Source organism: Promicromonospora soli, from assembly GCF_014653785.1.
GTDB classification, from domain to species: Bacteria; Actinomycetota; Actinomycetes; order Actinomycetales; family Cellulomonadaceae; genus Promicromonospora; species Promicromonospora soli.
The window spans coordinates 212,670-234,725 of record NZ_BNAS01000005.1; the positions used below are offsets into that span (position 1 = coordinate 212,670).

Here is a 22,056-nt window from a genome sequence, read left to right on the forward strand (position 1 = left end):
ACCTGCCCCGACGCCGGAGCCCGGCCTAGCGTCGACCCCATGGAAACCATCACAGACAAGGCATCGTCGATCGTCACCGAGGCCCAGGCCCGGCAGTACCGGGAGGAAGGCTGGTTCGTCCTCGAGCGGGTGCTCCCCGAGGACCAGCTCGAGCTCCTCCGCGGTCTCGCCCAGACCGCCATGGACCGGGCGGACGCCGAGATGGACGCCGCCGCCGTCGACATGTTGGGGCTCAACCATCGCGGACGCCGCTACTTCGTCTCCGGGCTGGCCGAGCAGGAGCCGTCGTTGCGCTCGTTCCTCTTCGGAGACCTGATGGCCGACATCTGTCGAGCCACGCTGGGGCCGGACGTGTTCCAGTTCGTCGAGCAGTTCGTGATCAAGGCCGCCGACAAGAACAGCGCGTTCTCGTGGCACCAGGACAGCGGCTTCGTCCACGAGGATCACGAGCCTTATCTCACCTGCTGGATCGCGCTCGACGACGTCACCGAGGAGAACGGCAGCGTGTACCTGCTCCCGTACTCCCGGGCGGGCGTCCGGTCGTACGTCAAGCACTTCCACGACGAGGCCACCAACGACAAGGTCGGCTACTTCGGGGACGACCCGGGCACGCCCCTGGTCGTTCCGGCGGGGAGCATCGCCTGCTTCTCGAGCGTCGTCTTCCATCGCAGCGGCCCCAACCTGACCCAGGATCTGCGCCGCGTCTACCTGGCTCAGTACTCCTCTGAAGTGATCCGGACCAAGGACGGAACGCAGGCCTGGGAGGGCCCCGAGGAGTTTCTCCGGAACGGGGAGCGCGTCTGATCGCCGTGCACCAGCCCCGATAGGCTGTCGGCATGGTCAGCGACGCGCTCCCGTCCCGAGCGGCCCGGCCGCGCGGCGTGTACGCGAAGACTCCGCAGCGGCAGCGCGAGATCGTCGAGGCGGCCGCGGCGGTGTTCGCGGCGCGCGGTTACTCCGGCGGGTCGCTTCGTCAGGTCGCGAAGGACATCGGCGTGAGCGTCACCAGCGTGATGCACCACTTCTCGTCCAAGGAGCTGTTGCTGGAAGCGGTCCTGGAGCACGCCGACTCGGAGGCGATCCGCGAGATCGACCTCGACCCGGCGCGCGACGGGCTGCGGGTGACGATCGTGCGGCTCGCGGAGACCGGGCAGGAGCATCCCAACCTGCTGCGGCTGCTCGCTGTGCTGAGCTCCGAAGCGTCCGCCGTCGAGCACCCGGCGCACGAGTGGTTCGTCGAGCGGTACCAGCGCGTGGTGGAGGGTATGGCCGGCTGGATCGATGCGGACCCGACTCTCGACCTGGCCCCGGACAACGCCCGGGTACTGGCGCGACGGATCGTCGCCCTGTGGGACGGCCTCCAGCTGCAGTGGCTGTTGCGTCCCGACTTCGACCTGGTCGCCGAGCTGGATGCCGCGGTGGCGGCGCTGGTCGATCAGGCTCGCCGGGCCGAGCTGCCGCACTGAACGTGCGTCCGCGCGGCAGCTCGGTCGCGTCTCAGGCGAGCCGGTAGACCTCGCACGTGGACACTCCGCTGTGCTCCAAGGACATCGGGATCGGGAAGACCTCTGACTGCTGCTGGGCGAGCGCAGGGTGCAGCCACGCCGTCCCGCCCGCGGTCTCGTCACCGTTGAGACGGCGCAGCACCGGCCGCTCGCCGTCGTCGCCTGAAGGCGTGCGCGGGTGCTCGAGCACGGACAGCAGCCCGATCTGATCCGTGCCCGCTGGGTCGCGGAAGCTGAGGCTGAATCCGCGGCCGGCGGCCAGGAATCGTGTCGCGCTCAGGCGGATCAAGACGCCGAAGGCGCCCTGGGCGGGAGGGGCGACCTCGCCGAAGGGGACGAGGCGCGTCGCGCGCAGCTGGATGTCGCCGAAGTCGAGGACGGCGTGCGCGTCGGAGTCGGCTGTCGACGGTATGTGGAAACCGCGACGCTCCCGACCCGGGCGAAGATCGGGGTCGACGGCGGCGAGCAGCTCGAACCCGTCGCGCAGGTGGGTGGCCTCCTGCTCGGTGATGGAGTCGATGCCGAACGGCGCGACGCCGATCGCCCGGTGCTGTCCGACAGCGACGAACGCGTCGCCCACGCCCTGGGCGTCGCGGCGCATCTCGGGGATGAACAACCCGGTCGACGCCGCGCCGTAAGTCGTGCAGATGGCCGAGAAGTCGCCGAAGTAGATGTCCGGCACGATCAGGTCCAGATGCGGGGCGAGGGACCGCCACAGCGGAAGCATGCCGGCGACCGGGCCGCCGCTGGGGTAGGTGCCGGGGCGCTGCCCTCCGGCGAGCGCGAACCCGGGTAGGTCGATCTCGCTGTCGAGCCAGGTGTTCGTGAAGAACGGCAGGGCGGTGTGAGCCCGGCCGGCGCGCGCGACGGCATCGATGTAGGTCGCGAAGCCCCATGTCATGAAGTGCTCGTCGGCGTCGAGCCCGTCGCCGAACGCCGACACCCAGTCGCGGTGCCGCCCGGTGACGCCGGCGGCCTCGAGCACGCCTGCGGGCGGCGGGGCAGCGAACAGCGCCTGGGCGTGCGGGTCGTGGTCGCGCGAGCAGCCCAGCAGCCCGGGCTCGTTCTCCACCTGGACCATGAGGACCGTCCTGTCCTGCGCGTCGATCTCCTCGATGCGTTGGACCATCGCCGCGAAGGCACGGGCGTCCGCCTCACGCGACGCCACGCTGAACGGCGAAAGGGTGCCGGTCCGTGCCCCGTTCTCGTCGAGGCATCGCGGAAACCGGTCGGGGTCGGTCTTCACCCACGCGGGCGCGTAGGACGACGCGCCGTTCTTGTACGCCCCGAACCACAGCACGATCAGGCGCAGGCCGGCCTCACGGGCCGCGGCAACGAGCTGGTCGACCGCCGCCAGCTCGAAGTGCCCCTCCACGGGCTCGAAGGCATCCCAGGACACGGGAGCCAGGACCGTGTTCGCACCGACGGCGGCGGCCGCCCTGAAGGACGACCCGGCCGCCTCGGGCGTCGAGGCAGCGGAGTTGTGCACCTCTCCCCCACGGACCAGATAGCGCTGCCCGTCCACGACGAGCTGGGCCGTGCCGTCGTCGTATCGCAGGAACGGGGTGGTTGCGGTGCGGCTCGTGGCCCCGACTGCGACGGGCACTGCGGGCATCGTTGCGCCTTCCTCTCGCGAATGTTCTCGAAAATGTAGCAGGTGTACGGATTTGTGTTCTACGCTGCGACGGCAAGCCCCGGTCGATGCGAAGGAGCACCCTGTGACCACCCAACCCGACGCCGTGCTGTCCGCCACGACGGCTCCTGCCGACTCAGCCCTGCCGCACAAGCTGGGACGGCTGGGACCCCTGCTGTTCCTGGCGCACGCCGGCTGGATGCTTCCGTTCGCAGCCGCCGGCACGCTCGTGCAGGCCCTGATGACCGATCTGGACCCCGTGCGCAAGGTCGCGCTCTACGCGACGCTCGCCGCGGCCGGATCCCTGACGAGCATGATCGCCACGATCGTGTTCGGCGCACTCTCCGACCGCACCCGGTCGCGGTTCGGCAAGCGGAACCCCTGGATCGCATCAGGGGCGTTCCTGCTTGCTATCGCCTCGACGCTCATGTCGCTGACCAGCAGCTTCCCGCTGCTCGTCGTCCTGTGGATGGTCGTTCAGGTCGGCCTCGCCGTCGTGCTCGCCCCGCTGTTCGCGGTACTGCCCGACCGGGTGGCACAGCACAACTTCGGCAAGGCCTCGGCACTCATCGGCGCCGGCCAGCTCGTCGCCCAGAGCCTCGGCGGCGTCGTCGCCGGCTCTCTCGTGACCGTCCCTCGCGAGGGCTTGCGCTGGCTGCCCTGGCTGATCGCGGTGGTCATGGTCGTGTTCGTCCTGCTGTCCCCCGAGCGCGACAACCGTGACGAGCCCGGCGACAAGCTGTCGGTGCGGGCGCTGCTGCGCTCGTTCGTCCCGCCGAAGGACCGCGACTTCCTGCTGGCCCTGGCCGGGCGGTTCTTGCTGCTGCTGTCCTTCATGATGATCCTGCTGTACCAGCTCTACCTGCTCACCGACTACATCGGCCTGAGCCTGGAACGTGCCGGCGGCGTCATCGCCGTCGGCGGCGTCATCATGGCAGTCGCGTCCGGCGCGGCGACCCTGCTGTCCGGCCCGCTGTCCGACCGGCTCGGCCGACGCAAGGCCATCGTCATGACCGCCTCGGTCATCTTCGCCCTCGCGGCTCTTCCGCTCACTCTGTCGGCGCAGGTCAGCTCGTTCTACGCGTTCCTGGCCATCGGCGGATTCGCCTACGGCATCTACATCGCGGTCGACCAGGCGCTGCTCGCAGAGGTGCTGCCCAGCGCCGACGAGCACGCCAAGGACCTCGGCATCCTCAACATCGCGAACACCCTTCCCCAGGTGCTCGCTCCCGTCATCGCCGGCGTCCTGGTCTCCAGCCTCGGCTACCAGCCCGTGTTCATCATCGCGATCATCCTGGCGATCGTCTCCGCCGCTGTCCTCAAGCCGATTCAGCGCGCACGCTGACCAGCCGTGAATCCGGTTCCCTCAGTTCCGCCCGGCGCCGGGCCGGGTCTGGGGGACCATGCTGCGGTCCCCGAGGGTGACCATCGCGTGTATCGGTGCGGTGCTGGCGCGCAGGAGCGCCGCAAGGCCGCGGCGGCCCTGCCTGCGGGCGAGCTCCGGACCAAGGGTGAGCATCAGGGCGGTGAGAGCCGGCATCGGACGGCCGAAGAGCGTGATCTCCTCGATGCGCGCCTCGTCGTCGAATCGCAGCAGCTGCGCCTCCTCGAACGGCTGGGTCCCGACTCGTGCCCGGTAGACCAGCGCGTACGTGTCGCTCTGGCCGGTCTCGGTGTGGAAGCGGATGTCCTCGACTGCGGTGAACGCCGCTTCCAGGAAGTCGCGGAGCTGGTCAGCCCCCTCGAGGCGGAACTGGTCAGTCAGCGGCGAGCTGAGGACGACGTCCGGGCTCAGGCAGGCGACCGCGGCGTCGGCGTCTGCGCTCTCCGCGGCGGCGCGCCAGCGGGCGACGGTAGCGGCGGCGGACAGTGAGGTGTCTGGCACGGGCATCTCCCGGTATGAACGACGCGTTGGACGGTTTGCGGGCGGGCGGATCAGCCGGCCAGCTGGTTCATCTTGCGGATCTGGCTGTCGAAGGCCCAGGCAGGAACGAAGCGGCGCAGGATGCTGGCGCGTCCGGCCAGGGTGCCGGCGGTGTAGCGCAGGTTCGGCTTCGGGTCGGTTGCCGCCGCGACGATCACCTTGGCGACGACGGCAGGGTCGTCGCCGTCCTTGATCGCCGCCGCCATCACGCGGCCGAAGGTCTGCCGCTGCTGCGCGTACACCTGCAGCGGCATGTCGGGCTGGGTGCTGTTGGCCTCGAATCCGGTCCTGGTGTAGGCGGGTTCGACGAGCACCGCCCGGATGCCGTACTCCCGGACCTCGTGGTCCAGGGACTGGGTGTAGCCCTCGATCGCATGCTTGGAGGCGCCGTAGACCGCCATGAATGGCGCCGGGATGAATCCCTGTACGGACGAGAGGTTGATGATGCGGCCGCGTCCCTGGGCTCGCATGTGCGGCAGGACCTCCCTCACCATGCGCATGACTCCGAAGACGTTGATGTCGAAGACCGCCTGGGCCTGCGCGACGGAGCTCTCCTCGGCCGCGCCGATCGAGCCGATGCCGGCGTTGTTTACGAGGACGTCGATCCGCCCGAACCGCTCGATCACCTCCTTGACCGAGGCGGTGGCCGACGTGTCGCTGGCCACGTCGAGGTCGAGGAACGCCACCCCGTCCAGCGGGGTGACTCGCGAGGTGTCGCGGCTGGTGCCGACCACGTCGAAACCTGCTTTGACCAGCCCGAGCGCGGCTTCCTTCCCGATGCCGGAGGACGCACCTGTCACAAGTGCCACCGGGCGAGCTGTCGTCATCATGAACTCCTGAACTCAAGAAGAAGGCACTGTGTTGTGATTTCCTACCGACTGGCCGCAACCGTAGACCCTGTGAGTTGGAAATGGCAACACACCGGCCTAGGGTGAGGTGATGAGCGATTCAGACCCACGCACCGAAATCGGCATGGCCGAGATGCCCTTGGCGGTCCGCCCCTGCTCGCTGGCCGCCGCTCTGGACGTCCTCGGCGAGCGGTGGTCGCTCCTGGCACTGCGCGAGATCGGCTACGGGGTGCACCGCTTCGCCCGGATCGCCGGCTACACAGGGGCGTCCCGCGACATCCTCGCCGACCGGCTCCGCAAGCTCGAGGCGGCCGGCGTCATCGAACGGCGGCAGTACAGCGAGCACCCGCCCCGCTACGAGTACCACTTCACCGAGGCCGGCCGGGAGCTGTTCCCGGCCATGCTCGCTCTGTCCCAGTGGGGCGACCGGTGGGCGGTGGAAGCTCCAGCCGTCACCCGCACACATACCTGTGGCCGGCCGGTCCAGGTCGACCTGCACTGCCACCACTGCGGCCGGCCGGTCACCCGCGACACGGTCCACGTCGAACCTGTCAACGCCTGACGACTCCGGACGACGTCGGACGACGCTTGGCGCGAGTGAAGACCATGTCGACCACAGCCGTCACCCGGGGGCACTGCTACCACCAATCCCAGGAGACGGTCGCCGTGAAGCGGGCCCTGATGGATGCCTGTGACCGCAAGATTCTGCTCGTCGACCACACCAAGTTTGCCAAGCGCGGGCTCTTCCAGCTGGCACCGCTCAAGGCCTTCGATCTCGTCCTGGTCGACGACGGAATCCAAGGGGCACAGCTCGAGGTGCTTCAGGCATCCGGCGTCGAGACCCTCGTTGTCAGCCAGGCGCAGTCAAGCCCAATAGCTGAAGAACCGTAGACGACGAGTGCGCTGCTCTACGCTGCCGGCGTGACGTCCTTCGAGCACCTCCCCATGGTCCGCAACGACCACGACGCCATGGCGCAGGCCTACGCCGCGTTCATCGGGGACGCGTTCACAGGCAGCCCCCTGAATCATGTACTGGTCCAGGCCTTCGCCGACCTGGTCCAGCAGGCCGGCGGCGGGACCGTGGCCGACGTCGGTTGCGGGCCTGGGCACGTGACCGCTTACCTGCGAGACCGGGGCGTCGACGCCTTCGGCATAGACCTCTCGCCCCGGCTGGTGGCGGCGGCCCGCGAAGCCAACCCGGGCATCCGGTTCGACGTCGGCGACATGGGCGCGCTCGACGTCGCGACAGGCAGCCTCGCCGGGGTGCTGGCGAACTACTCGATCATCCACACGCCGCCGGACGTGCTGCCCGCGATGCTCGGCGGGCTAAGCCGCGTCCTGGCTCCTGGCGGCCATCTACTGGTGTCGTTCCAGGCGCTGGCCGACGCTGAGGGAACGGCTGAGGCCTTCGACCACAAGGTCTCCCCCGCCTGGCGGTACTCGGCTGACCATGTCATCAGTCTGCTCGGGCAGACCGGTGTCGACGAGGTCGCCCGCCTTACGATCGCGCCGCGCGAGGACTCGGTGCGTGGCTTCCTACAGGCGCACGTCCTGACGCGCAAGGCGCCCGCCTGAGGCTCACTGGTCAACGACCAGCACAGCACGCCGGGCCACGGTGCAGGCATGGTGTGGCCACGAGTCCGCCGCGACGACGAATCGGTACCTGCACTTCCTCGGCATCGGAGCCGATGTGGCGCCGGTCTGGAATGCCTCAACGACGGAACCGAGCACCCCGGGAGCACCCGAGACGCGGAGGACGCCTCCTGAGTAACGAAGAAACCCCGCTTGACCGGAGCGTTTGCCCTGGTCAAGCGGGGCTCCTATCGGTGGAGCTAGGGGGATTCGAACCCCCGACCTTCTCATTGCGAAGACGGCCCAGGGTCTCCCGTGGCGAATCTTCCGCGTCATTCCGCGTGCATGCGGTGCGTCCAGCCCGGCCCCGTGCGGCGGCGGGGGCCGCCGGGGGCCGACAAGCTCGCCAGTAACGCCGCCGGACTAGATGCCCGACCCGCCGCCGGACGTGTTGGTCCACCGGGCGTGGTATTCGTTCAGCGAGTACCTCTTCTGCTGACCGCTGGTGGAGGTGATCTCGAGGCCGAACTGCATCGTGTCGAAGTCGGTGTTGACCAGGAGGCCTTCCGACGCGGCCCATTCCCAGACCGCCAGGGCATCCACGGTGCCGCTATTGCGTTGTGAGGCAGGGATGAGCTGCAAGACGTTCCAGCCGGGGTTCGCCTGCCAGACCTCCGCATAGCGGATGCCGCCGATCGTCACGTTGGACCTGACCTTCGTCCCCCAGCCGCCTGCCTTTGGGTACCAGCTCGTGAAGACCATGACCTCGTCCTGGTTGCCGGTGGACCAGATGTCGGTCGTCCAGTTCCACCAGTCTCCGCTGCTGGTGGGGGCCGACGAAGTGTTGTACGTGAACGTCGCCGACTTCATCTCGGCCAGGGGGGTGTGCGGCCTGACCGAGGTGTTCGGGTACGACTTGATGCCGCCGCCGGTCTGGGTCGAGTCGACGTACCACGAGTTCACGCTGTTGACGTGCAGGCACTGCGAGTCGTTGCCCTGGTTGCCCCACACGTTGTTGTAGATCGTCCAGCTGCCTTTGGTGTACTCCCCGAACGAGTTGCACGAGGAGTAGACCGCGGCCTGCGCCGGAGGCGCGTCCGGCGTTCCTGTGCTGGGCGACGGGGCCCCACTGACACCGCGGCCGTCTTCGCCGTCGCTTGAGCCTCGGCTGCTGCTGCCCGCCTCGGCCTCGGCGGCTGCCTCCGCCTCGGCGGCCTCAGCCGCGGCGGTGTCCGAGGGGCTGGGGCTCGGGCTCGGGCTGGGGCTCGGGCTGGCCGTCGCGGACGCGCTGGCGCTGGCGCTCGCCTCCGGCGACGAGCTGATCAGGGGGCCGTCAAACCTGGGATCGACCGACGCGTCGCTGCCGGCGATGTTGCCGGCGATGGTCGGCGCGAGAGCGGCGGCGCCACCGAGGACGACCGCGAGGCCGACGACGACCGGCACGAGCCACCGGGGACGCAGGCGGCTCAGGAATGATGCCATGGGGTCTTTTTCCCTCTCGTGAGGCGAAGAGGGGGCCGGAAGGACGCGCCGCCCTCGGCTTTAGGCCAGACCTTGCACGGTTGCTGCGCAGGTCGTCAAGACTTCAAAAGCCCGGCGGCTGCGTCGCTATGTCCTCGACCTTGCGCAGTATGGAGTCGTACACGCTCGACCGGGCCCTGCCAGGTATAGACGAACGGCCCGCCCAGGAAACCCTGGGTGCGGCCTGCCGCCCCCTGCTCTGGTTCCGCACCTCGCATTGCGTGCGCGAACCGCTGGCGCGCACGTCGTCGGACCGCTGTAGAGCCGCGTCCAGCATCCGCTGAACATCAGGCCGTTGTCGTGAACCCGGGTTCTGGTGCCATCCCGCAACGGTTCGCGGTGCGAGGCCGAGGTGTGTGTTCGGCGAACTCGTCGCCGGCTCACGATCTACGGCACACCGCTGCGTGCCTCTGGCTCGCCCATCGCGTCGACCTGGCCACAGTGCAGGCATGGTGCGACCACAAGTCCGCCGCGACGACGGACCGATACCTGCATTTCCTCGGAACCGTGCCGATGTCGCGGGCCTGGAGCGCCTGAACGACGGTCGGGGGAACCTCGGGGGAACCCACGACGCGGAGGACGCCTCCCAGGCAACGAAGCCGCGCCGCAGTCACCCCTGTCGGCCTGCATTATCCGGACACGCTCCTAGGAGACACCCGCCCGAGCAGCGTGATCGCACGTTCCCGCATCTCGACCTTGCGGACTTTGCCTGTGACGGTCATGGGGAACTGATCGACCAGCTGGACATACCGCGGAATCTTGTAGTGGGCCAGATGGCCCTGGCAGTACCGCTTGACGTCCTGAGCGGTCAGCGGCGCGGCCCCGGAGCGCATGATGATCAGGCCATCAGTTCCTCGCCGCACTTGGCGTCGGGGACGCCGATGACCTGGACGTCGACGACGTCGGGGTGGGAATGGAGTTCCCTTCTCGTGATGCGCGCGCTACGGCTTGAGGTCGAGGTGTCGGCGTAGCGCCGTGGTGAACTCGTCGACCCGTGCCAGCTGTTCCGGGGAGAGCGCCTCGACGAAGAGCTCGTGCACGTCACGCAGGTGCGGCACCGAGCCGGTCCGGAACGATTCCGCACCGAGGTCGGTCAGCCGCACGTCGATGCCGTGGACGTCGTCCGGGCACGGAGCCCGGTGTACGAGCCTGCGCTTCTCCATCCGTCCCAGGTGGTGGGACAGGCGACTGCGCTGCCAGCCGATGAGTTCGGCCAGCTCGGAGGAACGCAACGTCCTCCGGTCCGCCTCGCTCAGTGCGAGCAGCACCCGATAGTCGGCGGAGGACAAAGACGAATCGCTCTGAAGGCGTCCGTCCAGGATGGCCCGCAGTGTTTCGGCGGTCTCGATGTAGTTGCGCCAGATGCGCAGCTCCTCGCGCGTGGGCATCTCGCGGCGCTTGCCGTGAGCCATGGCACCTCCCGGGATTGACATGTCAACTCCTCATGGTACAGGGTTGACACGTCAATCCCAATCAGGGTGAGACCTACCTCCGACTCGCTGTCGGATTCTGTGAGAAAGAAGAATGAAATGAAGCTCTCCACGTCCATCGTCGGCGGTGTCCTCGCCGGCACCTTGGCGCTCGGCCTCGCCGCCGTCACCACCGCGTCCGCCACCGAGACGAACACCCCCGCCACGACTGAGGTCGCGGTCTCGGCATCCGACCGGGTCTTCCCCTCGACACTGTCCCTGCCCGACGGCTCGGTCCCGGAGGGAATCGCGATCAGCGGCATCCACGCGTACGTCACCTCCTTCGCCGACGGCACCGTCTACAAGCTCAACCTGGCCACCGGCAGGTACAAGGTGCTCAGCCCGGCCACCGGTACCGGCGCGGTCGGCATCATGCTCCATGACGGACGCCTGTTCGTCGCCGGCGGCACCGCGGGCACGGTGCGGGTGCTCGACCCGGGCAGCGGCGAAGAGCTGGCCAGCTACACCGTCGGCACCACCGGCCAGACCTTCATCAACGACTTCACCGTGCTCGACGGCGTCGTCTACGCCACCGACACGTTCAGCCCCGTCCTCCACAAGCTCCCGCTCGGGGAGAACGGTGAGCTGCCCGCGGCGGACCAGGTCGAGACCATCGCCCTGGACGGCATCACCTACAGCGAGGGCTTCAACGTCAACGGCATCACCACCACCCCCGACGGTGAGGCTCTCCTGCTCGTCCAGACGAACACCGGCCTGCTCTACCGAGTCGAGGAGAGCACCGGCGCTGCTGACCAGGTCGACGTCGGCGAGGCCGACCTGACCTGGGGCGACGGGATGCTGCTCGAGGGCAACACGCTCTACGTCGTGCGGAACTTCCCCAACACCGTCGCGGTGCTCGAGCTGGACGACACCGGCACCACCGCCGCCCTGACCGACGAGCTGACCGACCCGCGCTTCGACACCCCCACGACCATCGCCCGGTTCAAGGACAGCTTCTACCTGCCCAACGCCCGGTTCACGGCCGAGGACCCCTCGAGCGCCAACTTCTTCGTCACCGCCATCCCCGACGCGTCCTGATCCGCCGCTATCGCAGCAGGGACGCTGGGCGGGGCGAGAACCCGGGTCCGCACGGACCCTCAGATTCCCGCCCCGCCCAGCAGAGTGCGCCAGCACGGATCCTGAGCAAGGCGTCACTCGCGTCGCGGCGTCGTTCCCATCTTGTGGGCGGAGATCTGACTCGCTCCGCACACCTTGCGCCGGCCCCGGGAGTACCCGAGGCGCGGAGGACGCTTCCTAGGCACTTCCTCGGCACCCGGGCCACCGGTCGCCGAATGCGGGAGCGGCTGGGGGTACCTTGATCCACAGCGTTCGACCTCCGACACGAAACACCTGCTGCCGCTCGCTCACAGTGACGACGAACTGGTACCTGCAACGAAGAAACCCCGCCTGACCGGAGCGTTTGCCCTGGTCAGACGAGGTTTCTACCGGTGGAGCTAGGGGGATTCGAACCCCCGACCTTCTCATTGCGAAGACGGCCCAGGGCCTCACGTGGCGAATCTCCCGCGTCATTACGCGTGCATGTGGTGCGTCCAACCCTTCCGCATGCGGTGGCGGGGGCCATCGGGAGGCCGCGCTTGAGGTTCGAAAGGGCATGCCAGTGCAGGCTGCCGCTGGGACCCGTCAGCTCTACCGAATTCGCGGGATGGGTTTGCCACCGCCACCGCGTTTACGGATAAAAGAGCAATTGAGGAATCAGCCGAGCAAACGAATCGACACCCCACAGAATAGGACCTAGCAAAGCGGCTTCACCCAAAGGATGAAGCCGCTTCGACGGCGTTATCTGATGAACACAGGAAGAAGGCTGTATACACCAGGAATGATGGCGGGAAAAATCATGAGGAGCGACCATGCTACGAGCACCGAGGCCCCAGCGAGGACCCACGGAAACCGCCTACCGAACAGCGCAGTCAGAACGGCCACCAAAGCGGTGATCAATGGAGCGTAAAACGCGGCAATGAAAGCGAATGCCAGTCCGGCCGCCAGCGCCGGAGTGATTTTTACAGACTTTTCCTCGTTGCTCATTCTCTCCATAACTCCCCTCAAAGCAAGCGATCACTGGCGGGCCACAAGCATTAACCGCGCCGCCAGTGATCTCAGTCTTGGCGATTCTAACGTTAGTGCGCTTTAACCAGCCGCATCACCGTTCCACGAGAAGTACGCCGACCCGTTGCCGTGCATGTAGATGTCGATGCGCGGGTAGAAGTGCACAGGCACCCCCGCGGGTGTCCAAGTCGCATGCCACTGCAACTTGCTGTAGTAGCCAGAGTTAGCGATGGAGTTCCAGTTGTAGTAGCTCTTGTTGTGGCTGTAGACCGAGACGTCGGTATAGAGCGAGGCGTCCAATACGCTCTGGCTCGCACTGGGACTCGTGACCTTCCCGGTAACTTTGCTCCAGCACCAGGAGACCGAATGCTTGAGCCTGTAGTAGCCGTCGTACTGTGCGACGTCGTAGGCAGACCTGCACCCGGTGGAACCTGTCGGCGCTGGCATCGTGTAGTTGCCGGCCGCAAGGATCGTAAATTCGCCGGGAGCTGGCTCGTCGCTCGAACTCGGCTCCATAAGGGCTTCCACAGAAACCGGCATGGTGACCCGGTGAGTATCCACCAGTTTGCCGCCGACAGTGTAGTCCTTGATAACCATCTCGATCGACGGCTCGGCAGCTTCGTCGGCAACGCCTGCGGCAAGTCCGCCGCTAGCGGGTGTGGCGGACACCGGACCCGCACCCCACAGCAATCCAGCGATCAGCACTGGCGTCACCAGCACTGCCCTCTTTGAGATTTTCATAACGCTCCGTCGGTTCTGTGACTATTGTCCGAACTGCGTGGGCAGTCTGCCAGACCGTCATGGCACGTGGCTCCGGATTCGTTACGAACGTGGGTGAACTTTGGAGGGCCAGGACAGGATCGGCTCCTCGGGATCGATCTTTCAGGCCACCTCTCCCACCTACTCGACACAGCGAACGGGGTAGCGCATGTAGCGGATCGAGCCGCTACCAGTAGCGCGGGCGCTACCGCACCCGCTACCCCCGGGAGCCGCTAGATTCCAACGATCCTCACCAGGGGTAGCGGAAGTAGCGGCCTCCAGCCACAGGTCCTCGATATCGCCGAAACCCGGGTTCTGGCGCTCCGCGGGTAGACGTTACCCGCGCTACCGCTACCTCGTCAGCCGACTTTCGTCGTGAGGTAGTCCTGCACTGCTGGCGCGAAGCCGTAGGGCACGTAGTCGGAGAACTTGTCCGGCGTTGCCCAGACGATGTCTGCGAGCTCTTCGGTGTCAGCGACGTACGCCTCGCCGCTGACGACGTCGCACGCGACGTAGCCCATGAGGCGACCGGTGTTCGGGTGCACGCGCTCCCCCAGCACCTTCACGGCCTCGACGGTGAGCCCGGCCTCTTCGGCCGTCTCGCGGACGGCCGCCTGTTCAAATGTCTCGCCCTGCTCGACGGCGCCAGCCGGGAACTGCCACGAAAGCGAACCCTCGGAAACGCGACGCTGGACCAGGAGCAACTTCCCGTCCTGGACGATGATCGCCGCCGCGATGGCGGGCTTCGCTTCGGTCACTGCCTCAGACATGCGTGCCTCCCAGCACTTCGAGGATCGGCGGGTAGATATTGCTCTCCGGAACGAACTTGCCGAGGTCCGCCACGGCTACCCATGCGACGCTGGCGTTCTCCACGACGTCGCGATTCTCCGCCTCACCGGCGAGGTAGTCACAGTGGAAATATTCGCAGTACACGCCCGTGTGCGGGTGCACGCGGGCTCCGATCTGCTCGCGGACGGAGCAGTGAACGGCGGTCTCGACGTAGGTCTCACGTACCGCGGCATCGGCCGGCGACGCTCCGGGTTTCACGATGCCCGCGGGGAACTGCCAGCGGAGCGCGCCGTCGTCGCGACGCTGGACCAGGAGCACGGAGTCGTCACGCTGGACCACAGCCAGGGCGACGGTGAGCCGCTGCGGCTCGCTGTAGAGCCCCGTCCAGCATCCTCTGAACGTCTGGCCGCTGTCGGGTCGCCGGGTTCTGGTGCCAGCCCGCGACGGTTCGCGGTGCGAGGCCGAGGTGTTCGGCGAACTCTTCGTTGGACATGCGTAGCGCGGATTGGAGCCGGGCGGCTCGCTCGCCGTTCCACGCATCAATCACAGTCAATGCAATCACCCCCTGAATCGGTTGCACCGGCACTGCATCGGGACTGCATCGGGGCGTCATCGATCGCCCACCCGAACAGCGGTTCGCTGGTCACATGCGAAACGACCTACGCGGACCGAGCATCTTCGAGAGCCTGCACCCGCGCTTCGAGCGCGGCGACGCGCTCCGCGAGGCTCTCGTCTCCAGCCGACGCCGTGCGCTGTTCGGCAGTGGCGACGAAGACGCCCTTGCCCTGCTGTCCGATGACGTAGCCCTCCGCCTTGAGCGCACTGAGCGCGTCCCGGACGACCGTGCTGGAGACGCCGTGCTCCGCCTGGAGCGCGGCCGACGAGGGCAGTTGCGCACCCTCGGAGAGTTCACCGCTGACGATGCGGCGTCGGAGTTCTCCGGCCAGACGACGACCGGCGGGTTCGCTCGTGAGGTTCGTGTTCATCAGGGCACCGCCTCCTTATGCACTAAGTACAGCACACCCCACCTGCGACTTCACGGAAGTTCACTCGTAACACTTGACGCACTATGTGCACTAGGTGCACTGTGGAGACACGGGCCGAGGCAAAGGGTCGCGGCCGGAACGACGAACCTCAGGAGGTCATCATGTCTGTGACGACGACGGAGAACACCACGGTCGGAGCGCAGGAGCCCGGACGCTGGTCGACGTCATGATCGACGCCGCGGCCCTGGTGGGCCGCATCGGTCGTGACCGCGTGCTCGAGGTGCACACGCACGTGCACGACGTGATCGTCACCCTCAACAGCGGCGTGGACGCCTGGGACCTGGCCAACGAGCTCGGGCTGCCGGGCGTGGACCTGGTCGAAGACGCCAGCATGAACGAGCTGCAGCGCACGGCCTGGGGACACGACGTCGTGCCCGGCCTGTCGTACGTCGCGCTCATGGGTGACGCACTGCCCGGCGACGCCGAGCTCTACGCCGAACTGACCGGCAACCACGACGCGGGCGCCGGACTTCGCGTCGTCGGGCCGAACGCATGACGCGGCCGGGCTACTACTCCGGTCGCTCGCGCCGCCCGAGCCCCGTCCGTCCGCCAGCTCGCGCGGACCGGTCCGGCTGGCGGGGACAGACGGACAGACGGACCGGACCAGCGGACCGGGCCGGACAGACGGACACACGAACCGGACAGACCCCCGGACCGGACACAGACGTCATCCGGCCGGACAGTACGAAGACTGCCCGGCCGGACACGCGGACAGACGGCTCCTGCCAGAGCCCACTGTCCGGACAGACCGCACACGAATCCAACCGCCAGGAAGGGTCACGATGAACAGCCCAAACCCAGTGAACACCACGGGTGACAGCCACGTCACGCCGGACACGTCCGGCCGGACAGAGGGCGGCGCGGCACCTGCCGTGTCCACCCCGGACACGTCCGGACCACGGGAACGGAAGTCCGCCGCTGCGGTCCTGGTCGAGCTGGCCATGGACCGGTACGGCTTCGGCTGCACCCCGGACGGGGAGCCGTTCGCCGTCCCGACGTCGGGCGGCAAGATCGTCCGGATCCTCCGTGGCGGACGCTCGTCACTGCGGTCCGAACTCGCGCAGATCTACCAGAAGCAGACCGGCCTCATCGCCGGACAGCAGGCTCTCTCGGACGCGCTGCTCGTGATCGAGGGAACCGCCCGGCAGACCGAGCCGGTAGCCGTGCACCTGCGAGTCGCCGAGCACGCCGGCGCAACCTGGATCGACCTAGGCGACGCTGCCGAACGGGTCGTGCGCGTCGACTCACGAGGCTGGACCATGGCTGACGACGTGCCAGTCCTGTTCCGCCGCACCGCGCTCACCGCCGCGCTCCCCGCTCCCGAGCCGGGCGGCACGCTGGAGGATCTGTGGGCGCTGCTCAACGTCACCGCGTCGGACCGGCCGCTCGTGCTCGCGTGGCTCGTCGCCGCTCTGGGCTGGGAGAACATCCCGCACCCGATGCTCGCGCTGCTCGGTGAGCAAGGCACCGGGAAGTCGTCGGCAACGAAGAGCTTGGTGCAGCTCGTGGACCCGTCTCCGGTGCCGCTGCGCAAGCCGCCACGGGACGCCACAGGTTGGGTGACGGCTGCGGCCGGTTCGTGGGTCGTCGGCCTGGACAACATCTCGGACATCCCCGGCTGGCTGTCCGACTCCCTTTGCCGGGCGGTGACCGGTGACGGCGACGTGCGTCGCGAGCTGTACAGCGATGACGGGCTCGCCGTGTTCTCGTTCCGCCGCGCCATCGTCATGAACGGCATCGACGTCGGTGCCATGGCACCCGACCTCGCGGACCGATCCATCGTCGTCAACCTCGATCGGATCACCGAGACGCAGCGCCGCCCAGAGTCGCAGCTCGTCGCCGCATGGGAAGGAGCATGGCCGCGTGTGTTCGGTGCGCTGCTCTCGCAGGTCCAGGCGTGCAAGGCCCGGATTCCTTCCGTCCGGCTCGACTCCATGCCACGCATGGCCGACTTCGCCATGGTGCTTGCAGCGCTGGACCAGGTGAACGGGACGGCTGGTCTCTCGTCGTACAGGGACCAGGCGAACACGCTCGCGCGCGACGCCGTGACGTCGGACCCGTTCCTCGCCGCCCTGGCCCAGCACGTCACGCGCGCATGGGAGGGGACTGCCGCCGCGCTGCTCGATCTGGTCCAGCCCGAGGGCATCCCGCCGCGCACCTGGCCCAAGAGCGCCCGGGGCGTGACCGGTGTGCTCAAGCGCACCGCGCCCGCGCTCCGCTCCGCCGGCTGGGGCGTGGATGACCTCGGCACCGCGAACAAGAGCGGCGTCAACCTCTGGAGACTCACGCCACCCAGAGATGCCCCGGAATCATCCCCGCCTATCCCCGCTACCCCGTCTTCGCAGGTCACAGCCCTGCACATGGCGGGGAAAGGCGGGGTAGAGCGGGTTATCGATCCCGGCAGGCGGGATAACGGCGGGGAACGATACCCCGCCCTCAGAGTCGTTAACCCGCCTTACCCCGCCACCTCCGACGCTCTGACCTGCGAAGACGGGGTAGCGGGGATAGGCGGGGATCAATACGGGGCATCTCCGGTCGGCACCTGTCCCGACTGCGGAGAGTCCCTGTCCGGCCCTGGCTCCACCACCCGATGCCGCCCCAACCACACCACCGACGACGCCGAGGAGAACACCCATGTCTCGTGAGACCAACACCGCCGTCGCCAAGCTGACGACGCTCATCCCGGCTGACGAGTTCCTGACGACCGAGGAAGTAGCCGCATGGCTCAAGGTCGCACCATCCACGGTCTGCCGGTGGCGGCTCGCTGGCAAGGGTCCGCGCGTCGTGTGGCTCTCCCCGTCGCTCCCCCGCTACCGCCGGAACGACATCGTGCTGTGGCTCGAAAGGAGCGCCGCGTGAGCATCGTCAAGGAGAACGGCCGGTTCCGCGCCCGCCTCAAGTCCGGCCGTCAGAACATCGCGTCCAAGACGTTCGACACCCGCCGCGAGGCCAAGGCGTGGCTCGACCGGGAACGGGCCGCCCTCGCGGGCGGCCTGGACCCCAGAGCAGGCAAGGAGCCTGTGAAGTCGGCTCTGGACCGTTGGCTGACGATCCGCAAGACGACCGTCGCGAAGAAGACCTACGGCGCCGACGTGGACCTCAGGCGGCTCATCCCGACGAGCATGCAGAACGTGCACCTGTCGGCAGTCTCGGAACGGGAGGTGGCGCGCTCGTTCGAGAAGCTGCTCGCTGGCGGCCTGGCCGAGTCGTCTGTAGTGCGGTACCGCGCCAGCCTGTCCGTCTTCTTCTCCTGGTGCGTCCGAGAGAAACTGCTCGCACGGAACCCCGTCGCCGGGGTCAAGGTCCCCAAGGGCTCGGACGAGGTGGACGAGATGCACCCGTTCACGGAGAACGAGCTCGAAGCCGCGCACCTGGTCTGGAAGATGAAGGACGAGCGGCTGGCGGACATCCTGCTCGTGCTGGGTTGGACCGGCCTCCGCTGGGGCGAGGCCCGCGCGATGCAGGTCGCGTCTCTCATGGAGATTCCGACCGCTGCGCTCATGGTCCGCCGGAGCCAGCCCGAGGGCTCCCCCGTGAAGGCCACCAAGGGCCGGAGCATGCGCCGCGTGCCGCTGGGGAATCGCGTGCTGCCGATCGTCCGTGAACTGGCGCGTGGCAAGGCACCCCATGACCTGCTGTTCACGACGTCAGGTGGAGCGCAGCTCTGGCGCTCGTCGTCGCTGCGACTGCTCGACTGGACGAGACTCGATGACCACGGGAACAACGTCGGGACCGGCCGTGGCCGGCGCCTCCACGACCTACGGCACACAGCCGCGTGCCTCTGGCTGGCACGGCGCATCGACCCCGGAACGGTGCAGGCGTGGTGCGGCCACGAGTCCATCGCGACCACGAACCGGTACCTGCACTACCTCGGTACCGGAGCGGACAAGGCGGGCCTGGATCGGCTCAACGAAGGGGTCTCCGACGACGCGGGGGCCGCCGGGGGGCCGCGCACGGAGGAAGACGCCTCCTAAGCAACGAAGAAACCCCGCTCGACCGGAGCATCTGCCCTGGTCAAGCGGGGTTTCCGTCTGTGGAGCTAGGGGGATTCGAACCCCCGACCTTCTCATTGCGAACGAGACGCGCTACCAACTGCGCCATAGCCCCTCGGACTGCAGAAGACTAGCATCTCACCTCCCGTGATCCGCAACTTGATGCGGTGTCGCGCGGGTCACGAACGCATGACCCGCGCGACCCCCACCAGCAGCGTCACCCGGCAGCCCGGCGTCGCGCCAGGATCTCCTCGAGCGGCGTGCCCAGCGTCTCGGACTTCATGCGCGGCGGCTCGCCCCGCATCAGCTCGTCCTCGGCGATCGCGTCGTCCCTGGCCGACGCCGCTGCATCCGCCGAGCCCGCACCCGAACCACCCTGACGCCCCGACCCGCCCGAAGACGCCGTCGGCCCCTTGGCGGGCGACTGCGCGGGCGGAAGTGCCACAGGCTGACGCTGCGGTGCCGCGGGCTTGGTCACGTAGGTGGGCAGCGGTACGGGAACCGGGTCCCAGGCACGTCCGGTCGGCGGCTCGTCCCGCTTCGCGGGCTTCTCGCCCTCGTCGTCGGAAACTGCCTCGGCCTCGACCTGCACCTCGATCACCTTGGGCTTCGCCGGGCCGTCGAGGATCTCGTCGAGCACGTTCTTGCCCCCGACCCGCGGGATCGCCTGCGTCTCCGTGTCCGAGCCGCGGGCCGCCAGGCCCACGACCTGCGCGCGGTTCCGCGGAGCGTACGGGCCGCCGTTCGCGAGGGCACGCTGCTGCGTGGCACGCTGCCGGGCGTCCCTGACCGCGGCCGTCCACCTGGCATCAGCCCGCCGCGCGGCGCGGGCCGCGCGCCGACCCAGGAACAGCACGAACAGCAGCATGGCCGACGCCGTGACGGCCGGCCCCCAGTGGAGCCTGTCGAACCCGACAAGCGTCCAGGCAGCGACGCTGCACAGCAGCAGGAAGATCGACACGATGAACCGACGGCGCGCCCGAGCGGCCCGCCGCGCACGCCGCTCGACCCGGCGGATGCGCTCCGCCGTCAGCGGGCGGCCCCGGACCATGATCTGGAGCGGGCGGCCCTGCTTCGGGATCGGGCGGGCGACGCGCGGCACACCCTGCGCGGTAACGCGTGGCTTGCCGTCGGTGACCATCGCCCCTCCTCTCCTACCGGAGCCGCTCATCGCGACGATGCGCAGCCCTCCCGAAAACCGGTCCATCACTCGTGCGTCGGCAAGCTCCGCCCGATGGCGCACCAGACTTGGCATCCAGTAGCCCAGCCACAGGACGGACAGCGCTACGGCTGTGAGTCCCGCGGTCGATTCCACGGCACGACGTTAGGCGAGCATCGGCACAGCCCCCCGCACCACGCACGGCGTGTCCCCGCTGTCATGGCGCGTCCCGCAGGCGCTGCCAGCGCGCCAGCAGCCCCTCGGGCACCTCCTCGGTGGTGATCGCGAAGGAGCGGTGGTCGCGCCACTGGCCCTGGATGTGCAGGAAGCGTTCGCGCACACCCTCGTCCCGCAGGCCGAGCTTCTCCACGACACGCAGGCTCGGCTTGTTCTCGGGCCGGATGTTGATCTCGATCCGGTGCAGCCCCAGGAAGAAGGCGTAGTCCGTGGCCATCGCCACGCCCGTGGGGATCACTCCCCGCCCGGCCACGCTCTGGCTGACCCAGTAACCGATGCTCGCTGAGCACATCGACCCCCAGGTGATGGACGCGACCGTCAGCTGGCCCACGAGGGCGCCGTCGAGCTCCACGCCGAACGGCAGGGAGGTCCCGGCGCGGGCCTGCGCCGAGAGGGAACGCACGTACTCGCCGAACGTCGAGGCGATGTATCGGTTCGCACCGGGCGACGTCGCCTCCCAGCGCTCCAGCCATGCCGCGTTCTCGGCGCGGAGCCGGGACCAGTCGGTCGCATCCCGCCGCCGGAGCGGGCGCAGAACTACTGTCCCGGCCGGCGTGTCGTCACGCAGTGTCACCGGCCATGGCTTGGCCACCGTCCACCCCTTACCAATCTTTCCCGTCGCGCCTTCTGGCGCGTCCGACTTGCTCGACGGCATCATCCTTAGCCCCTTGCCACGTCCCATGACGAATCCCGGCGTTGGAGAGGGTCTACCACGCTCGGTGGTCCTGGACCCGTCGAGCAGGCGCTCGGTCATGTTCTCGCCTTCTTCGTGCGCTGTTCGTAACAATCTTGTCTCGGAGTCTTGGCACAATAGCGGTCATGAGCGGCATCTCTCTCCCGACGCCACAGCCATACCCCGTCCAACCCGGCATGGAGACAGGTGACGCCAAGGAGGAGCTCCGGCGCGCGATCCGCGCGCGTCGCGGCCATCGAACCGCCCGGCAGAGGGCCCAGGCCGCCGAGGCGTTCGCCGACGTCATCGAGTCGATCCCCGAGGTGCGCGACGCCGGGTGCGTCGCCGCGTACGCCGCCCGCAGCGCCGAACCCGGCATGCAGCCGCTCCTGGACCGCCTCGCGGGCCGCGGCGTCCGTGTGCTGCTCCCGGTGCTCGGGGCCGGCCTGGCCCGGGACTGGGCCGACTACACCGGTCCGGACGACCTCCTGGAGCGCGCGCCCGGCCGCCCGCCCGAGCCCGGCGGCCCCACCCTGGGCGCCGATGCCATCAAGCTGGCCGACGTCGTCCTGGCGCCCGCCCTCGCCGTCGACACCCGCGGGGTGCGGCTCGGCCAGGGCGGCGGCTGGTACGACCGCGCGCTCACCCACCTGCGCCCGCGCGCGAAGGTGGTCGCCGTCGTCTTCCCGGAAGAGGTGTACGACGCCGCGGACCACCCGCTGCCGCTCGAGGAGCACGACATCCTCGTGCACGCCGTGGCGACCACCACGGAGTGGCGCTGGCTCGGCTGACGGGTAGTCGAGCTTCCTGTAGCGGGTCGAGCCCGTTCTGTAGCGGGTCGAGCCTGTCGAGACCGGTCTCGACA

At 68.4% G+C, this 22,056-nt stretch carries 25 protein-coding genes, 1 tRNA gene and 1 pseudogene; 13 read left to right on the forward strand and 14 right to left on the reverse strand.

Going from position 1 to position 22,056, the window contains the following annotated elements; all coding sequences use genetic code 11:
* The first annotated feature begins 39 nt into the window (after nt 1–39).
* Together IE250_RS17125 and IE250_RS17130 are read left to right on the forward strand one after the other, a co-directional pair.
* Nucleotides 40–804: a phytanoyl-CoA dioxygenase family protein gene (locus tag IE250_RS17125; RefSeq protein WP_189670506.1), complete on the forward strand. Its 765-nt coding sequence runs from the start codon at nt 40–42 to the stop codon at nt 802–804.
* Between the two features lie 32 nt (nt 805–836).
* Nucleotides 837–1,466: a TetR/AcrR family transcriptional regulator gene (locus IE250_RS17130; protein ID WP_189670507.1), complete on the forward strand. Its 630-nt coding sequence runs from the start codon at nt 837–839 to the stop codon at nt 1,464–1,466.
* A 31-nt stretch (nt 1,467–1,497) separates the two neighbouring features.
* On the opposite strand, the gene IE250_RS17135 is transcribed toward IE250_RS17130, so the two are convergent.
* On the reverse strand, nt 1,498–3,120 hold the full coding sequence (locus IE250_RS17135) for a DUF5597 domain-containing protein (protein WP_189670508.1): 1,623 nt from the start codon (nt 3,118–3,120) through the stop codon (nt 1,498–1,500).
* A gap of 103 nt (nt 3,121–3,223) precedes the next feature.
* Here IE250_RS17135 and IE250_RS17140 point away from each other — a divergent pair, with 103 nt between their 5' ends.
* Nucleotides 3,224–4,483, forward strand: coding sequence for an MFS transporter (locus IE250_RS17140; RefSeq protein WP_229872544.1), 1,260 nt, complete (start codon nt 3,224–3,226; stop codon nt 4,481–4,483).
* Nucleotides 4,484–4,504: 21 nt separating this feature from the next.
* Here IE250_RS17140 and IE250_RS17145 read toward each other — a convergent pair whose 3' ends face one another.
* Complete coding sequence (locus IE250_RS17145) at nt 4,505–5,023, reverse strand: nuclear transport factor 2 family protein (protein ID WP_189670509.1); 519 nt, start codon at nt 5,021–5,023, stop codon at nt 4,505–4,507.
* Between the two features lie 50 nt (nt 5,024–5,073).
* Nucleotides 5,074–5,889 carry an oxidoreductase gene (locus tag IE250_RS17150; RefSeq protein WP_189670510.1) on the reverse strand — a complete coding sequence of 272 codons (816 nt, stop codon included), beginning with the start codon at nt 5,887–5,889 and terminating at the stop codon, nt 5,074–5,076.
* Between the two features lie 112 nt (nt 5,890–6,001).
* On the opposite strand from IE250_RS17150, the gene IE250_RS17155 reads away from it, so the two are divergent.
* Genes IE250_RS17155 through IE250_RS17165 form a run of 3 tightly spaced genes read left to right on the forward strand, consistent with a single transcriptional unit; the run spans nt 6,002 to nt 7,485 of the window.
* The gene (locus tag IE250_RS17155) at nt 6,002–6,472 is read left to right on the forward strand and encodes a winged helix-turn-helix transcriptional regulator (RefSeq protein ID WP_229872545.1); all 471 of its coding nucleotides are present in this window, start codon (nt 6,002–6,004) and stop codon (nt 6,470–6,472) included.
* Between the two features lie 44 nt (nt 6,473–6,516).
* Entirely contained in the window at nt 6,517–6,801 is a 285-nt protein-coding gene (locus tag IE250_RS17160) for a DeoR/GlpR family DNA-binding transcription regulator (RefSeq protein WP_189670707.1), read from the forward strand.
* A 30-nt stretch (nt 6,802–6,831) separates the two neighbouring features.
* The gene (locus IE250_RS17165; RefSeq protein WP_189670511.1) at nt 6,832–7,485 is read left to right on the forward strand and encodes a class I SAM-dependent DNA methyltransferase; all 654 of its coding nucleotides are present in this window, start codon (nt 6,832–6,834) and stop codon (nt 7,483–7,485) included.
* A 420-nt stretch (nt 7,486–7,905) separates the two neighbouring features.
* Here the strand turns inward: IE250_RS17165 and IE250_RS17170 are convergent, their stop codons facing one another.
* Nucleotides 7,906–8,964 carry a glycoside hydrolase family 12 protein gene (locus IE250_RS17170; RefSeq protein ID WP_189670512.1) on the reverse strand — a complete coding sequence of 353 codons (1,059 nt, stop codon included), beginning with the start codon at nt 8,962–8,964 and terminating at the stop codon, nt 7,906–7,908.
* 393 nt (nt 8,965–9,357) lie between these two features.
* Here IE250_RS17170 and IE250_RS25075 point away from each other — a divergent pair, with 393 nt between their 5' ends.
* The gene (locus IE250_RS25075; RefSeq protein WP_373301713.1) at nt 9,358–9,540 is read left to right on the forward strand and encodes a tyrosine-type recombinase/integrase; all 183 of its coding nucleotides are present in this window, start codon (nt 9,358–9,360) and stop codon (nt 9,538–9,540) included.
* A 92-nt stretch (nt 9,541–9,632) separates the two neighbouring features.
* Here IE250_RS25075 and IE250_RS17180 read toward each other — a convergent pair.
* Nucleotides 9,633–9,922: pseudogene (locus tag IE250_RS17180) on the reverse strand (AMP-binding enzyme); the annotation flags it as partial.
* Between the two features lie 22 nt (nt 9,923–9,944).
* On the reverse strand, nt 9,945–10,436 hold the full coding sequence (locus IE250_RS17185) for a MarR family winged helix-turn-helix transcriptional regulator (protein ID WP_229872546.1): 492 nt from the start codon (nt 10,434–10,436) through the stop codon (nt 9,945–9,947).
* Between the two features lie 96 nt (nt 10,437–10,532).
* Here IE250_RS17185 and IE250_RS17190 point away from each other — a divergent pair, with 96 nt between their 5' ends.
* The gene (locus IE250_RS17190; RefSeq protein WP_189670513.1) at nt 10,533–11,510 is read left to right on the forward strand and encodes an SMP-30/gluconolactonase/LRE family protein; all 978 of its coding nucleotides are present in this window, start codon (nt 10,533–10,535) and stop codon (nt 11,508–11,510) included.
* Nucleotides 11,511–12,269: 759 nt separating this feature from the next.
* Here the strand turns inward: IE250_RS17190 and IE250_RS17195 are convergent.
* The 5 genes from IE250_RS17195 to IE250_RS17215 form a co-directional block, all read right to left on the reverse strand.
* Nucleotides 12,270–12,515: a hypothetical protein gene (locus tag IE250_RS17195; RefSeq protein WP_189670514.1), complete on the reverse strand. Its 246-nt coding sequence runs from the start codon at nt 12,513–12,515 to the stop codon at nt 12,270–12,272.
* Between the two features lie 102 nt (nt 12,516–12,617).
* Complete coding sequence (locus IE250_RS17200; protein WP_189670515.1) at nt 12,618–13,277, reverse strand: hypothetical protein; 660 nt, start codon at nt 13,275–13,277, stop codon at nt 12,618–12,620.
* 377 nt (nt 13,278–13,654) lie between these two features.
* Nucleotides 13,655–14,065 (reverse strand): NUDIX hydrolase, encoded by a 411-nt coding sequence (locus tag IE250_RS17205; RefSeq protein WP_189670516.1) that lies wholly within the window; start codon nt 14,063–14,065, stop codon nt 13,655–13,657.
* Nucleotides 14,058–14,624: an NUDIX hydrolase gene (locus IE250_RS24895; protein ID WP_268247840.1), complete on the reverse strand. Its 567-nt coding sequence runs from the start codon at nt 14,622–14,624 to the stop codon at nt 14,058–14,060. The genes IE250_RS17205 and IE250_RS24895 overlap by 8 nt, the downstream gene beginning before the upstream one ends.
* Before the next feature lie 119 nt (nt 14,625–14,743).
* On the reverse strand, nt 14,744–15,070 hold the full coding sequence (locus IE250_RS17215) for a winged helix-turn-helix domain-containing protein (protein ID WP_189670517.1): 327 nt from the start codon (nt 15,068–15,070) through the stop codon (nt 14,744–14,746).
* A gap of 226 nt (nt 15,071–15,296) precedes the next feature.
* Here IE250_RS17215 and IE250_RS17220 point away from each other — a divergent pair, with 226 nt between their 5' ends.
* The 4 genes from IE250_RS17220 to IE250_RS17235 all read left to right on the forward strand — a co-directional run bounded on the left by IE250_RS17220 (nt 15,297) and on the right by IE250_RS17235 (nt 19,104).
* Nucleotides 15,297–15,626: a hypothetical protein gene (locus tag IE250_RS17220; RefSeq protein ID WP_189670518.1), complete on the forward strand. Its 330-nt coding sequence runs from the start codon at nt 15,297–15,299 to the stop codon at nt 15,624–15,626.
* A 286-nt stretch (nt 15,627–15,912) separates the two neighbouring features.
* Nucleotides 15,913–17,775, forward strand: a complete 1,863-nt coding sequence (locus tag IE250_RS17225; protein ID WP_189670519.1) for an AICE element replication initiation protein — start codon at nt 15,913–15,915, stop codon at nt 17,773–17,775.
* Complete coding sequence (locus tag IE250_RS17230; protein WP_189670520.1) at nt 17,765–17,989, forward strand: helix-turn-helix transcriptional regulator; 225 nt, start codon at nt 17,765–17,767, stop codon at nt 17,987–17,989. Before IE250_RS17225 ends, IE250_RS17230 begins: the two co-directional genes overlap by 11 nt.
* A complete protein-coding gene (locus tag IE250_RS17235) occupies nt 17,986–19,104 on the forward strand; it encodes a tyrosine-type recombinase/integrase (protein ID WP_189670521.1) in 1,119 nt (372 codons plus the stop codon). The genes IE250_RS17230 and IE250_RS17235 overlap by 4 nt, the downstream gene beginning before the upstream one ends.
* A gap of 60 nt (nt 19,105–19,164) precedes the next feature.
* Here the strand turns inward: IE250_RS17235 and IE250_RS17240 are convergent.
* From IE250_RS17240 to IE250_RS17250, 3 genes are all read right to left on the reverse strand, one after another.
* Nucleotides 19,165–19,237 (reverse strand) — tRNA-Ala (locus IE250_RS17240).
* Between the two features lie 102 nt (nt 19,238–19,339).
* A complete protein-coding gene (locus tag IE250_RS17245; RefSeq protein WP_189670522.1) occupies nt 19,340–20,437 on the reverse strand; it encodes a hypothetical protein in 1,098 nt (365 codons plus the stop codon).
* Between the two features lie 61 nt (nt 20,438–20,498).
* The gene (locus tag IE250_RS17250; RefSeq protein ID WP_189670523.1) at nt 20,499–21,110 is read right to left on the reverse strand and encodes a GNAT family N-acetyltransferase; all 612 of its coding nucleotides are present in this window, start codon (nt 21,108–21,110) and stop codon (nt 20,499–20,501) included.
* A gap of 227 nt (nt 21,111–21,337) precedes the next feature.
* On the opposite strand from IE250_RS17250, the gene IE250_RS17255 reads away from it, so the two are divergent.
* Entirely contained in the window at nt 21,338–21,982 is a 645-nt protein-coding gene (locus tag IE250_RS17255) for a 5-formyltetrahydrofolate cyclo-ligase (protein ID WP_229872548.1), read from the forward strand.
* The last annotated feature ends 74 nt before the right edge of the window (nt 21,983–22,056 follow it).